The organism is Streptomyces sp. NPDC101219 (assembly GCF_044767675.1).
Taxonomy (GTDB): Bacteria; Actinomycetota; Actinomycetes; order Streptomycetales; family Streptomycetaceae; genus Streptomyces.
The window spans coordinates 344,168-357,634 of sequence record NZ_JBIWOK010000003.1; the positions used below are offsets into that span (position 1 = coordinate 344,168).

11 protein-coding genes are annotated in these 13,467 nt (G+C 71.9%); 2 read left to right on the forward strand and 9 right to left on the reverse strand.

Features of this window, described 5'->3' with window-relative positions; all coding sequences use genetic code 11:
- Positions 1 to 121: 121 nt before the first annotated feature.
- Both ACIRPP_RS07760 and ACIRPP_RS07765 read right to left on the reverse strand, forming a co-directional pair.
- Positions 122 to 1,345, reverse strand: a complete 1,224-nt coding sequence (locus tag ACIRPP_RS07760) for an Ig-like domain-containing protein (protein ID WP_403638862.1) — start codon at positions 1,343 to 1,345, stop codon at positions 122 to 124.
- 336 nt (positions 1,346 to 1,681) lie between these two features.
- The gene (locus tag ACIRPP_RS07765; RefSeq protein ID WP_403638864.1) at positions 1,682 to 2,710 is read right to left on the reverse strand and encodes a P1 family peptidase; all 1,029 of its coding nucleotides are present in this window, start codon (positions 2,708 to 2,710) and stop codon (positions 1,682 to 1,684) included.
- A 122-nt stretch (positions 2,711 to 2,832) separates the two neighbouring features.
- On the opposite strand from ACIRPP_RS07765, the gene ACIRPP_RS07770 reads away from it, so the two are divergent.
- Positions 2,833 to 3,009 (forward strand): hypothetical protein, encoded by a 177-nt coding sequence (locus ACIRPP_RS07770; RefSeq protein WP_403638866.1) that lies wholly within the window; start codon positions 2,833 to 2,835, stop codon positions 3,007 to 3,009.
- A gap of 105 nt (positions 3,010 to 3,114) precedes the next feature.
- Here the strand turns inward: ACIRPP_RS07770 and mscL are convergent, their stop codons facing one another.
- The 6 genes from mscL to ACIRPP_RS07800 all read right to left on the reverse strand — a co-directional run bounded on the left by mscL (position 3,115) and on the right by ACIRPP_RS07800 (position 9,358).
- The gene (gene mscL / locus ACIRPP_RS07775) at positions 3,115 to 3,585 is read right to left on the reverse strand and encodes a large conductance mechanosensitive channel protein MscL (RefSeq protein WP_403638868.1); all 471 of its coding nucleotides are present in this window, start codon (positions 3,583 to 3,585) and stop codon (positions 3,115 to 3,117) included.
- A 135-nt stretch (positions 3,586 to 3,720) separates the two neighbouring features.
- Positions 3,721 to 4,275, reverse strand: a complete 555-nt coding sequence (locus ACIRPP_RS07780; RefSeq protein WP_403638869.1) for an RcpC/CpaB family pilus assembly protein — start codon at positions 4,273 to 4,275, stop codon at positions 3,721 to 3,723.
- A gap of 410 nt (positions 4,276 to 4,685) precedes the next feature.
- Positions 4,686 to 5,564, reverse strand: a complete 879-nt coding sequence (locus ACIRPP_RS07785; RefSeq protein WP_403638871.1) for an S-methyl-5'-thioadenosine phosphorylase — start codon at positions 5,562 to 5,564, stop codon at positions 4,686 to 4,688.
- A 219-nt stretch (positions 5,565 to 5,783) separates the two neighbouring features.
- Entirely contained in the window at positions 5,784 to 6,122 is a 339-nt protein-coding gene (locus ACIRPP_RS07790) for an FmdB family zinc ribbon protein (protein ID WP_403638873.1), read from the reverse strand.
- Between the two features lie 67 nt (positions 6,123 to 6,189).
- Positions 6,190 to 7,479: an MFS transporter gene (locus ACIRPP_RS07795; protein ID WP_403638875.1), complete on the reverse strand. Its 1,290-nt coding sequence runs from the start codon at positions 7,477 to 7,479 to the stop codon at positions 6,190 to 6,192.
- 340 nt (positions 7,480 to 7,819) lie between these two features.
- Entirely contained in the window at positions 7,820 to 9,358 is a 1,539-nt protein-coding gene (locus tag ACIRPP_RS07800; protein WP_403638876.1) for a potassium/proton antiporter, read from the reverse strand.
- A gap of 241 nt (positions 9,359 to 9,599) precedes the next feature.
- On the opposite strand from ACIRPP_RS07800, the gene ACIRPP_RS07805 reads away from it, so the two are divergent.
- The gene (locus ACIRPP_RS07805) at positions 9,600 to 12,455 is read left to right on the forward strand and encodes a penicillin acylase family protein (RefSeq protein ID WP_403638878.1); all 2,856 of its coding nucleotides are present in this window, start codon (positions 9,600 to 9,602) and stop codon (positions 12,453 to 12,455) included.
- Between the two features lie 305 nt (positions 12,456 to 12,760).
- On the opposite strand, the gene ACIRPP_RS07810 is transcribed toward ACIRPP_RS07805, so the two are convergent.
- On the reverse strand, positions 12,761 to 13,378 hold the full coding sequence (locus tag ACIRPP_RS07810; RefSeq protein WP_403638880.1) for a 5-formyltetrahydrofolate cyclo-ligase: 618 nt from the start codon (positions 13,376 to 13,378) through the stop codon (positions 12,761 to 12,763).
- Positions 13,379 to 13,467: the final 89 nt, after the last annotated feature.

The following is a 13,467-nucleotide window of genomic DNA, read 5'->3' on the forward strand; positions in this document are numbered from 1 at the left end:
CGAGAAAACGTACGCAGGGAAAACGGGCGGGCCACGCGAGAAATTCCTACCCGGACCGAGGGAACGTCAAAACTTCCTGCTCAGCGGGCCGTTCCGCCGACGGATCCACGGCGGCACGGCATCAGACCGCGCTGCCCGCGACCCACTCGCCCCACCCCATGTTCCAGCCGTTGAGGCCGTTGTCCGGCGCCACCGTGCTGTCGGGCGAGTTCTTCACGACCACCACGTCCCCGACGAGGGTGTTGTCGAAGAACCACTTGCCGGGCGTGTTGCCCCCGGCGCCCCGCACGTCCGCCAGCCCGACACAGCCGTGACTGGTGCCTTCCCGGCCGAACGGCGGGTTGCCCTTGTTGTACCAGTAGTTGCCGTGGATGAAGGTGCCGCTGCTCGTCAGCCGCATCGCGTGCGGCACGTCCGGGATGTCGTACTCGGAGCCCATCCCGACCGTCCGGCTGTTCATACGGGTCTGGGTGAACTTCTCGGAGATCACCATCTGTCCGTTGTAGGTGGTGTGCTGGGCGTCGCCCGCCGAGATCGGGACCGACTTGACGGTCTTGCCGTCCCGGACCACCGTCATCGTCCGGGTGTTCACGTCGACGGTGGAGACCTGCGACCGGCCGACGGTGAAGGTGACCGTCTTCTTCTGCACGCCGTGCACGCCGTCGGCCCCCTCGACACCGTCCAGGTCGATCTTCATCGTGACCTTGGAGCCGGCCTTCCAGTGATCCTGGGGCCTGAAGTCGAGGCGCTGCGCCCCGAACCAGTGCCCGACCACCTCCTGGCCGCTGCTCGACGTGACGGCGATGTGCGACTGCACGGCCTTCTTGTCGGTGATCGCCTTGTCGAAGGTGAAGGACACCGGCATGCCCACACCGACCGTGGTCCCGTTGTCCGGGGTGTATGTGCCGATGAAGCTGCCGTCGGTCGTGACGGTGGTGAAGCTGGAGTTGGCCGCTGCCGTGCGGCCCTCGCCGTCCTTCGCCGTCGCCGCTATCCGGTACTGCGTCCCGCGCTCCAACTGCTTCCCCGGCTTCCAGGCGGTCCCGTCCGACGAGATCGACCCGGCCACCGCCTCTCCAGAACCCGCCACGGTCATCTTCACGTCCGTCAGACGGCCCCCGCTCACCTTGACGCCGGTGGAGTTGATCGACGCACCCGTCGAACCGTCCTTCGCCGAGATGGCTATCTTCGCGACGGACACGTCGGCGGACTGTGTGCCGCCCTTGCCGTCGCGGTCGCCGTCGGCCTGGGCGCTGCCACCGCAGGCGGTGAGGGTGAGGGCGCCGACGATGAGGGCGGCACCGGCCACCAGTGCGCGCCGTGCTGTGTTGTCCGGCCTTGTCACGGGCTGCTCCAGATGCGAACGATGCGGGTGATCCACTCCGTAGGCGCCATACACGGGGTAAGCGGCGTACGCGAACGAAGAGGGGACCCGCACCTGCCCGGGTTCCGGCCGAGCGGCATGAGAACGGTGCCGTGACAGAACCGGGACATCGGCGCCGGGGAGTCACCGGGGAGGGGGGCCTCCCCCCTCCCCCCCGCCCCCTCCCTCCCCGCCCCCAGCCCTCCCCTCCGACCCTCCCTCCCCACCCGGCCACCCACCCCCCTGGTCGTCCCGCCCCCGGCCCGCCTCGCTCTCAGCTGCCCCTTCGGCTCCCCCTTCGTCCCCTCCCCCGTGCACCTACGGCGTTCCGTACAACTCCTCGTAGGACGGCCAGGCTCCGCCCGGGCCGTCCACGGAGCCGGCCATGCGGACCGCCCGGACGATCGCGCGGGTGACCATGTCCGCGCCGGCCGCGAGGATCTCGTTGAGCGCCAGCGGGTCGGCCGGGTCGAGGGTGCGGGCGCCCGTGGCCATCGCGAAGACCGTGTCGCCGTCGCTGAGCAGGTGCACCGGCCGTACCGCGCGGGCGATGCCGTCGTGGGCCGTGCCGGCCAGCTTCTGGGCCTGCGCCTTCGTCAGCACCGCGTCCGTCGCCACGACCGCGAGCGTGGTGTTGAGCGGCGGCGGCGCGCTGCGCTCGGCCAGCGCCTCCAGCCGCTGGAGCGCGGCCCGGTGGACGTCGGGGTCCGGGTAGCGCACCCGGCCCGCGAACAACTCCCCGTAGAGCACCCCCGTTTCCGGATCGACGACCGAGCCCGCCGCGTTGGCGACCACCAGCGCGGCCACCGTGACGCCGGACTCCAGCACCGTGGCGGCGGTGGCGACACCGCCCTTGAGCTGTCCGACCACCGCCCCCGTCCCCGCGCCGACGCACCCCTGGGGGACCGGCGACCCCGGTTCGCTCGCCGAGGCGGCCTCGACGGCGGCTCGTCCCATGGCCGCGTCGGGACGCGCCCGGAAGTCGCCGCCCCGGCCCAGGTCGAACACGCACGCCGCCGGCACGACCGGCACGACATGCGTGGGGTCGGGGCCGACGCGCACCCCGCGTTCGCGTTCCTCCAGCCAGGCCATCACCCCGGACGCGGCGTCGAGCCCGTAGGCGCTGCCGCCGGTCAGGACGATCGCCTCGACCTTCTGCACGAGGTTGCGCGGATCGAGCGCGTCGGTCTCCTTGGTGCCGGGACCTCCGCCGCGCACATCCACCGCGGCGACCGCCCCGCCCTCCGGTGCGAGGACGACCGTGGTGCCGGTGAGTGCGCCGTCGCCGGTGCGGGTCGCGTGTCCGACCCGCAGGCCGGTCACATCCGTCAGAGCGTCAACTGTCATGGCGCCAGTCTGGAGCAGGCACCGCGCGACCCACCGCAGCTCACCGGGGCCCGCCGCGGGCCGCGCCGTCCGGCACCGTGCGGCCGGAGTGGCGGGCGTGGCCGGAGTCGTACCCTGGAGGCATGAGTACCGCCCCGGATTCCGCGCCGCGCGAGCCGAAGCCCGCGCTGGTCTTCGACGACCCGTTGAACCAGCAGTCCTCGGACGACACCGACCGCGGGTGGGGCGAGCGGCCGTCCGGCGACAGCGCGGCGGACCTGAAGCGCTTCCTCGACGAGAAGCCGCCCCACCACATCTGACCGGTCGGCCCGCTCCGGCCGGGGGCCATCGCCCTCGGCCTCGCCTTGGCCTTCGCCGGGGTGCCGAGTGCGCGCCCTCCGGCTTCGGGGGCCGGGCCCCGCAGCTCAGCGCTCGCTGTGGCCCGAGCCCCGCTGCGACACGAGGGCGTCGCGGATCTCCTTCAGCACCTCCAGCTCGGAGACCTCGATGATTTCCTGCGTGCCCTCCTTGGCCTTCCGGCGGGCCTCCACCCGGGCCAGGTACTTGGCCATGGGCAGCACCATCAGGAAGTAGACCACCGCAGCGGTGATCACGAACTGCAGCGTCGCGCCGAGGACCGAGCCCCACAGGATCCTGACGCCCGTCGCGGCATCGCCGCTGCCCTCGCACGGGCCCTTCAGGCACGAGCTGTAGCTGTCCAGGTTCTGTGTGCCGAACGCTCCGACGAGCGGGTTGATGACACCCTTCACCACCGCGTTGACGATGTTCGTGAAGGCGGCGCCGATCACCACTGCTACGGCCAGATCGACGACGTTCCCCCGCATCAGGAAGGCCTTGAAGCCCTGCCAGATGCTGGAATCCTTCTGCTCGCTCAACTCGGGGCCTCTTCTCGCGTACGCGGTCCGTGGAACAAAACGCTCCGCAACCTACGTCAACGCCGTGTCGGCCTGTCCAATCGGGTCGCTCGCACGAGGCATCCGGCGCGCCCCCGGGACTCGAAAGGTCCCAGTTCAGCACAGCGTCACCGCCAGCCGTGCGGTCGAGCTCGCGCCGACGAGCGCGGCCGCGGTGGCACGTGGCACGGACAGCACCACCAACGCCCCGCCGCTCACCCCGCCGCCCACGGCATCGGCCCCGCCGGTCCCTTCGGCCCCGTCGGCATCGTGCAGGGGGTCGTCCGGGACGTCCGTCACCCGTGCCCCGCGTGCCAGCACACGGGTTTCCCCGCCGGTGGCCTGCTCCTCGGCTGCGATCACGTCGACCCGGTCTCCCGGGCGCACCAGCCGTACCGTGGCCGCGTCGGCGATCCGCACCGGAGCCATGACATACGCGCCCGAGCGCCGCTTCCGTACCGCCTCCGCCTCCGCCTTCGCTGCGGCGGCCGGACGGGCGGCGGCCGACTCGTCGGGGCGGTCCCGGGACTCGTCCGTCTCCCGCGGGCCGGCCGCCACGAGCGCGGCAGCCGTGACGGCGAGTCCCGCCGCGACGGCCCGCCTCCGGTGTGCGGCGAGCCTGCCCGGGCGGAGCATTCCCGCGCGCACCCGCACCGGAGCGAAGTACGGCACCGCGCACGTCGGCGGCACATCGGCACCGGCGCTGTGTACCACGTCGGGCCCGGGAGGGCTCGCAGACGAGGCGACGGTCCGGAACGCGGGCGGGGGACGGTGACGGTGCACGGACGGGGGAGGGGATGCGGACGGTGGACGGTGCACGGACGAGGGGCTGGACGCGGACGAGGGGCTGGACGCGGACGGGGGACGGGACGACAGCGACGACACGGGACCACCACCTGTGACGAGGGACCGGCTTGCGATCCCCACGATGGCGTCTGCCGCCGAAGTCCGCCTGAGTCTGTGGATCAGCACGGACCTGTGGACAACCGCGTCACCCGAACGAGAGCCTCACCTCCCGTCGAGCCCTCGCCCCGCACCGGGCCCTCGCCCGCCGGGCCCTCGCCCCCGTCGACCATTCCCCCCTACGGCAGCGCGATCCCCGGGTCCATCCCGCCCAGCGCGGACGCGCAGAGGCACTCCCGCTCCTCCTCCGCGGCCGGCAGTGCCGCCAGGGTGTCGAAGAGGACGCCCCGCAGCCGGTCCACGTTGGCCGCGAACACGCGCAGTACCTCGTCGTGGGAAACGCCCTCACCGGTCTCCGCGCCGGCGTCGAGGTCGGTGACGAGGGCCATGGAGGTGTAACAGAGCTCCAGCTCACGGGCGAGCGCCGCCTCGGGGTGGCCGGTCATGCCCACCACGGACCAGCCCTGCGCCTGGTGCCACAGGGATTCCGCGCGGGTGGAGAAGCGCGGCCCCTCCACCACCACCAGCGTTCCGCCGTCCACCGGCGCCCAGTCCCGCCCGTGTGCCGACTTCAGGGCAGCGGCCCGACCGGTGGGGCAGTAGGGGTCGGCCAGCGACACGTGCACCACGTTCGGGATCGTGCCGTCGGGCAGCGGAAGCCCGTCGAAGTAGGTGCCCGCGCGGGACTTCGTCCGGTCGACGAGCTGGTCCGGCACGAGCAGCGTGCCCGGCCCGTACTCGGGGCGCAGGCCGCCCACCGCGCAGGGACCGAGCACCTGGCGCACCCCGACGGAGCGCAGCGCCCACAGGTTGGCCCGGTAGTTGATGCGGTGCGGCGGCAGATGGTGCCCGCGTCCGTGCCGGGGGAGGAAGGCGACACGCCGGCCGGCGACCTCACCGATGAAGAGGGAGTCGCTGGGCGCCCCGTAGGGGGTGTCGACCTCGACCTCGGTCACATCGTCGAGGAACGAGTAGAAACCGGAGCCGCCGATCACGCCGATGTCCGCGGTCACGGTCGCAGGGGTCGCCGCCTGGGGAGCGTTCGCCTTGTTCGCCATGCACCGCACCCTAACGGCCCACCGCCTTGCCGAACCGGCCCACCGCCTTGCCGGACCGGCCCACCGCCTTGCCGGACCGGCCCACCGCCTTGCCGGACCGGCCCACCGCCCGGCCGGACCGGCCGTGAGACGGCCGCCCGGACCGTCGAGCGGGGCGGGAACGCCGTACACCCCGTCGTCCGGTGACGACGGGGTGTACGGGGGAAAGCGGAAGAGGAGTTACGCGGCGGTCGTGCTCGTCGAGCTGCCGGAGCCCGACGACGAGCTCGAACCCGAGCCGGACGTCGAGGAGGACGACGACGAAGACGAAGAGGAACCGGAGGAGGAAGACGAGGAGGAGTCGGAGGACGACTTCGACGCCGGCGAGCTGCTCGACGAGGAGCCGCGGCTGTCATTGCGGTAGAAGCCGGAGCCCTTGAAGACAATGCCCACCGCCGAGAACACCTTCTTCAGGCGGCCCTGGCAGTTCGGGCACTCGGTCAGGGCGTCGTCGGTGAACTTCTGCACCGCCTCGAGGCCCTCGCCGCACTCGGTGCACTGGTACTGGTAGGTCGGCACTGTCTTCCTCCTGGCACTCTCACTCGATGAGTGCTAACGACGGTCCATAGTGACGTATTCCGAGGGATCAGTCCACTGCGACGGGCGCGCGGTGACCCACGCCACGTGCGACGGTGCGTCCGCGCGGGGCCGGGACCAGCCGTGACCGGAGGGTCAGCAGGGTCATGAGGGCGAGCACTGTGCCCGCCATCGGGACGAGGAAGCCGGCGCCGTCCCAGAGCCGGTCCTCCAGCTGCCCGGCGACCGTCACCGCGGCCGCCTGCCCGAGGGCCACGGCGCCGGTGAGCCAGGTGAACGCCTCGGTGCGGGCGCCGGCCGGGACCAGGTCGTCCACCAGGGTGTAGCCGGTGATCAGGGCGGGCGCGATGCACATGCCGACCAGGAGTCCGAGCCCGGCCAGCAGCAGCGCCGAGTCGGCGGTCCACAGGGCGGAGGCGGTCAGGGCGAGCGCGGCGTAGCCGAGGAGGAGGCGGCGCTGGGGTGCCGTCTTCCAGGCGATGGCCCCGCAGGCGAGGCCGGCGAGCATGTTGCCCGCGGCGAAGACGCCGTACAGGACGCCGTTGAGGGCGGGCCGGTCGATGGACTCGGAGAACGCGGCCAGCGACACCTGCATGCCGCCGAACACGGAGCCGATGCCGAGGAAGGTCACGATCAGGACCCGCACCCCGGGCACGCTCAGCGCGGAGGCGTGCCGCACGCGCGTGCGCCGGTCGGCGGCGACCGCGGGCTGGGTGCCCTTCTGGGCGGCGAAGAGCAGGCCGCCCACCAGGGTGAGGGACGCCTCGGCGAGCAGTCCGGCAGCCGGGGCGACGGTCGTGCACAGCGCGGTGGCCAGCAGGGGGCCGACGACGAAGGTGAACTCGTCGGTGACCGACTCGAAGGCCGCCGCCGTGCCCATCAGCGGAGAGTCCTTCTTCAGCTTGACGCCCCACCGGGCCCGCACCATGGGCCCGACCTGCGGGACCGAGGCGCCCGTGGGGACGGCGGCGAGGAACAGCACCCACAGCGGGGCGTCGGCCAGCGCCAGCGCGGTCAGGGTCACGCCGGACAGGGTGTGCACCAGGACGCCGGGCACGAGGACGGCGCGCTGCCCGTGGCGGTCGGCGAGGCGGCCGCTGTAGGGGGCGAAGAGGGCCATGGACACGCCGGTGACGGCGGCGACGGCGCCGGCTGCTCCGTAGGAGCCGGTGGTGTGCTGCACCAGCAGCACGATGGAGAGGGTGAGCATGGCGAACGGCTGGCGTGCCGCGAAACCGGGGACCAGGAAGGTCCAGGCGCCGCGGGTGCGCAGCAGTTGGCCGTATCCCGGGCGGGAGGTGGCCGCCGACTTCTCCGACGAGGTGACCGTGGATGCCACGGCCCGTGCCTTTCTGCCGCCTGGTAGCGCAGGCCCGCTGAGGGGCGCGCCGAGAGCTGTCCTCTTGCGCTGACTGCGGTAGATACCGGTGCCACAGCTCAGGGCGTGCCGGCCGCCATACGGTCGCGCCAGCTCTGCATCAGGCAGAGTTGGTTCGATCTGGGTGTCCCTGCATGGTACAGGGATCAGGGGATGCGATGCCTGTGAAACGGAGCACCATCAGGCCGTATGCCTGTGAATGACGGGGGCCTTCCTCGCTGGGTGGGCTCCGGATCCTCGCTGGCCGGGCTCCGCATCGTCACTGGCCGCTCCGGATCGCCGCTCGCCGGGCTCCGGAGGGTCACTGGCCGGGCTCCGCATCGTCGTCCGTGCCCAGCCAGCCCGCCAGCTTGCCGCCGCGGCCGACCGCGCGCAGGCGGCGTTCGGCGGCGTCGCGCACCGGGTCGGTGGCGACGACGAGGAGTTCGTCGCCGCGCCGCAGCACGGTCGCCGGCGACGGCACGAACGACGTGCCGTCGCGGACGACCAGGGTGACGGCGGACCCGGCCGGCAGGCGCAGCTCGGCCACCTCGACGCCGTGCATCCGCGAGCCCTCCGGGATGGCGAGGGACAGCAGGTGGCCGCGCAGCCGCTCCAGGGGCGCCGACTCGATGCCGAGGTCGGCGGCCTCCGGGCCGCTGCCCAGGTGCAGTCTGCGGGCCACCCACGGCAGCGTCGGCCCCTGGATCAGCGTGTAGACGACGACCAGGACGAAGACGATGTTGAAGATGCGGCGGCTGCCGTCGACGTCCTGCACCATCGGGATCGTCGCCAGGATGATGGGCACCGCGCCCCGCAGTCCCGCCCACGACATCAGGGCCTGTTCCTGCCAGGGCACCCGGAAGGGCAGCAGGCACAGGACGACGCTCAGCGGGCGGGCGACCATCGTCAGGGCCAGCCCGATGAGCAGGGCGGGCACGATGTCGTCGCCCAGCTCGTGCGGGGAGACGAGCAGGCCGAGCAGGACGAACATGCCGATCTGCGCGATCCAGCCGAGCCCCTCGGCGAAGCCGCGGGTGGCGGGCCAGTGCGGCAGTCCGGAGTTGCCCAGCACCATCGAGGCCAGGTAGACGGCGAGGAAACCGCTGCCGTGCAACATCGCGCCGGTGGCGTAGGCGGCGACCGCGATGGCGGTGACGGCGATGGGATAGAGGCCGGAGGCCGGCAGCGCGACGTGGCGCAGTCCCCAGGAGCCGAGCCAGCCCACGGCGAGCCCGATGGCGGCGCCGATGGCCAGCTCCAGTGCTATCTCGCCGATCAGGACGTACCAGTGCTCGACCGGGCCGGCCGTGGAGAAGGAGACGACGAGGATGACCACCGGGGCGTCGTTGAAGCCGGACTCGGCCTCCAGGGTGCCGGTCACCCGGCGGGGGAGCGGGATCCTGCGCAGGACGGAGAAGACGGCCGCCGCGTCGGTCGAGGACACCACCGCGCCGATGATCAGCGCCTGCCGCCACTCCAGCCCGACCAGGAAGTGCGCGGCCGTCGCCGTGACCCCGACGCTCACCGCGACACCGGCCAGGGCCAGGGCGGAGGCGGCCGGCAGGGCGGGTCTGCATTCCGACCACTTCGTGCTCAGGCCGCCTTCGGCCAGGATCACGACCAGGGCCGCGTACCCGATGACCTGCGTCAGCTCGGCGTTGTCGAACTGGATGCCGCCGATGCCGTCCTGGCCCATGGCGATGCCGATGCCCAGGTAGACGAGCAGGCTGGGGAGCCCGCTGCGTGAGGAGATCCGGACCGCCGCGACGGCCACGATCAGGACGAGCGAGCAGATGAGCAGCAGCTGGTTGAGGTGGTGGACAGTCAGCGGCCGTTCCCTTCCCTGACGCGTGCGCACCGCGCGCGGACTCACGTGTGTCGCGCGCGGGACCGGGCCCTGCTGCCACGGCAGACTACTTCGTTACCTTACCTAAGTCTTGACGTGTTCTTGACGCCCGTCACGGCATGATCGAACGTCCGTCCGGGCTGGTTCCCGACTCCGCGTCAAGTGGCGCGGGGTCCTGCGCCTATCGTTGCTCCAGCGCTCAGTTAAAAGCACAGCCCGACCTGCCGCTCGCGTTAGGACAGCAAGGACAGCGATGCCCACCGACACCATTGCCGCCACGGGTCAGCAGGCCGGTACGCCCGGCCGGAAGAAGGGGCGCAAACTCCGCCTCATGGCGCTCGTGCTGGTGCTGGCACTGATCGGCGGTGTCGCCTACGCGGCGTACTGGTCCATCAGCACCGTGCGCGCCTCCTTCCCGCAGACCGAGGGCTCCCTCACGCTGCAGGGCCTGTCCAAGCCCGTCGAGGTCAAGCGCGACGGCAACGGCATCCCGCAGCTGTACGCCGACTCCGACGAGGACCTGTTCATGGCGCAGGGCTACGTCCAGGCACAGGACCGGTTCTACGAGATGGACGTGCGCCGGCACATGACGTCCGGCCGCCTGTCGGAGATGTTCGGCGCCGGCCAGGTCGACAACGACGCCTTCCTCCGCACCCTGGGCTGGGACCGGATCGCGAAGGAGGAGTACGAGAAGAAGCTGTCGCCCGCCACGAAGAAGTATCTCGACGCGTACGCCAAGGGGGTCAACGCCTACCTCGACGGCAAGGACGGCGAGGAGATCTCCGTCGAGTACGCGGCGCTGGGCTTCACCAACGACTACAAGCCCGAGCCCTGGACCCCGGTGGACTCGGTGGCGTGGCTGAAGGCGATGGCCTGGGACCTGCGCGGCAACATGCAGGACGAGATCGACCGGGCCCTGATGACGAGCCGCCTCGGCCCGAAGCAGATCGCCGACCTGTACCCGGAGTACCCGTACAACCGGAACAAGCCGATCATCGCCGAGGGCCAGTACAACGAACTCACCGGAGCCTTCGAACAGGGCGGCGACAGCACCGGCGGCACCGGTACGGGAACCGGAACCGGAAACGGAACCGGTACGGGCTCGGGTGTCGGCGGCGCCCCGGACGGGAGCGGCACCGGCACCGGTACGGGCACCGGAAGCGGCTCCGGCGTCGAGGGCGCTCAGGGGGCGGGCGGTGACGGCACCGGGCTGGAGGGCCAGCTCGCGGGCCTGCAGCAGGTCCTGAAGGACCTCCCCACCGCGGTCGGCGTCAACGGCGACGGCATCGGCTCCAACTCCTGGGTGGTGTCCGGCCGGCACACCATCACCAAGAAGCCCCTGCTCGCCAACGACCCGCACCTGTCGGCCTCGCTGCCCTCCGTCTGGTACCAGATGGGCCTGCACTGCCGCAGCGTCTCCGCCTCCTGCCAGTACGACGTCACCGGCTACACCTTCGCCGGCATGCCCGGCGTGGTCATCGGCCACAACGCGGACATCGCGTGGGGGCTGACCAACTCCGGCGTCGACGTCACCGACCTGTACCTGGAGAAGATCACCGGGGAGGGCTACCAGTACGACGGCAAGGTGGTGCCGTTCGAGAGCCGGGAGGAGACCATCCGGGTCGCCGGTGGCAAGGACCGCAAGATCGTCGTCCGGGAGACCAACAACGGGCCCCTGCTGTCCGACCGCTCCGACGAGCTGGTGAAGACCGGCAAGAAGGCAACCGTCGAGACCGCCGCGCCCGACCGGGGCGACGGCTACGGCGTGTCCCTGCGCTGGACCGCGCTGGACGCCGGCCGCACCATGGACGCCGTCTTCGCCATGAACCGCGCGAAGAACTGGGACGACTTCCGCGAAGCCGCCACCCTCTTCGAGGTGCCCTCGCAGAACCTCGTCTACGCGGACACCGACGGCCACATCGGCTACACCCTGCCCGGAAAGATCCCCACCCGCGCGAAGAAGCACGACGGGTCCGTCCCGGCACCCGGATGGAACCCGGACTACGAGTGGACCGGCTGGATCGAGCAGGACGCCCTGCCCTACGAGTTCGACCCCAAGCGCGGCTACATCGTCACCGCCAACCAGGCCGTCGTCGACCCGGACGCCTACCCGTACACCCTCACCACCGACTGGGGGTACGGCGCGCGCAGCCAGCGGATCAACGACCTGATCAAGCTGAAGATCAAGGACGGCGGCAAGATCTCCACGGACGACATGCGGCAGATGCAGCTGGACAACCACAGCGAGATCGCCCGCAGCCTGGTGCCGGACCTGCTCAAGATCGACACCGAGGACCCGGACGTCCGTGAGGCGCAGAAGCTGCTGGAGGGCTGGGACTACACCCAGGACGCCGACTCGGCCGCGGCGGCCTACTTCAACTCCGTCTGGCGCAACATCCTGAAGCTGGCCTTCGGCCACAAGCTGCCCAAGGAACTGCGCGTCGAGGGGCAGTGCCTGTGGGTCGACCCGGTCAACACCACCGGACCGGCGGACGAGGCCGAGAAGGTGCGCGAGTGCGGCCAGCGCTCGGCCGACCAGGCGCAGCCGGACGGCGGCGACCGGTGGTTCGAGGTGGTGACCACCCTGAAGAAGGACCAGGACAGCGACTGGTGGTCCACGCCCGAACGGGGCACGCGCCCGGGCGCCGACAAGAACCGTGACGACCTGTTCAAGCGGGCCATGATCGACGCCCGCTGGGAGCTGACGGCGAAGCTGGGCAAGGACATCGACACCTGGAGCTGGGGCCGGCTGCACCGGCTGTTCCTGAAGAACCAGACGCTCGGCACCGAGGGGCCCGGCTTCCTGCGCCGCGCCCTCAACCGCGGGCCCTGGAAGCTCGGCGGCGGCGAGGCCACGGTCAACGCCACCGGCTGGAACGCCGCCGGCGGCTACGGGGTCGTGTGGGTCCCGTCGATGCGGATGGTGGTCAACCTCGACGACTTCGACAAGTCCCGCTGGATCAACCTCACCGGCGCCTCCGGACACGCCTACAGCGCCCACTACGTCGACCAGACCGACAAGTGGGCCAAGGGCGAGCTGCTGCCGTGGGCGTACTCGTCCGAGGCGGTCGACGAGAACACCGAGGACACGCTGACGCTGGAGCCCTGACCCGGCCCCGGACCCGAGGCGGCCGCCACGCACACGCGCGTGGCGGACGCTTTTCCGTCCCCGTGGCGCCCGCCGGCTCGTCCTCGCCGCGTGCGTCCCGTCCCCCGCTGTCACCGACCCCGCTGTCACCGACCGGTCCTTCGGCCGGGACGACGCTGCCCGGCCCGTCCCGTCCCGGCCCCACCCGTCCCGGCCCGTCCCCACCCGGCCCCACCCGTCCCGGCCCGTCCCCACCAGGCCCGTCCCCACCCGGCCCGTCCCGGCCCCACCCGTCCCGGCCCGTCCCCGCCCGGCCCGTCCCGGCCTCAGCCGAAGCGCCGTACCCCCGACGGGGTCACCGCCGCCCGCACCGGCCGGTCGTGGGGCTCCTCGGGCACCCGCGCGACCACCTCGCCGTCGTACAGCAGCACCACGAGCGCCGGGTCCGCGCCCGCGCGTTCCAGCCGGGCGAGGACCCGGTCGTAGGAGCCGCCGCCGCGGCCCAGCCGCATCCCGCGCGCGTCGACGGCGAGGCCCGGCAGCAGGACGACGTCCGCCTCGGTGACGGCGTCCGGGCCGAGGCGCGGCCCCGCCGGTTCGAGCAGGGTCATGCGTCCGCCGCCGTGCCGGACCGGGGTGAGGGAGTCCGCTCCCTCGTAGCGTCCCCAGTCCAGGTCGTTGTCGGGCAGGAGCGCCGGCAGCAGCACGCGCACGCCCCGCGCGTGCAGCGCGTCGAGCAGCGTGAGCGTGCCCGGTTCGCTGCCGACGGAGACGTACGCCGCCACGGTGCGCGCCTGCCGGAGCTCGGGCAGTGCGTCTGCCCGCCGGGCGAGCGCGGAGGCGGCCACCTGGACGTCATCGGCCGTCAATCCGTTTCTCACCGCGAGGATTTCCCGCCGAAGGGTGCGTTTGTCAGGGTCGTTCGCGCGACGGTTGTATCTCAAGGTTGTCCCTGTCCTGTTCCAATATGTTCATATGAGCAGGAAGTAACCGGAGGTGCAGATTCCCTGCAAAGGCAGCGGATATTGTGGCG

Bases quoted from the DNA above. Each gene is read 5' to 3' on its own strand.
- ACIRPP_RS07765 (WP_403638864.1), bottom strand. From the start codon at position 2,710: ATGACAGTTGACGCTCTGACGGATGTGACCGGCCTGCGGGTCGGACAC.
- ACIRPP_RS07770 (WP_403638866.1), top strand. From the start codon at position 2,833: ATGAGTACCGCCCCGGATTCCGCGCCGCGCGAGCCGAAGCCCGCGCTG.
- ACIRPP_RS07785 (WP_403638871.1), bottom strand. From the start codon at position 5,564: ATGGCGAACAAGGCGAACGCTCCCCAGGCGGCGACCCCTGCGACCGTG.
- ACIRPP_RS07805 (WP_403638878.1), top strand. From the start codon at position 9,600: ATGCCCACCGACACCATTGCCGCCACGGGTCAGCAGGCCGGTACGCCC.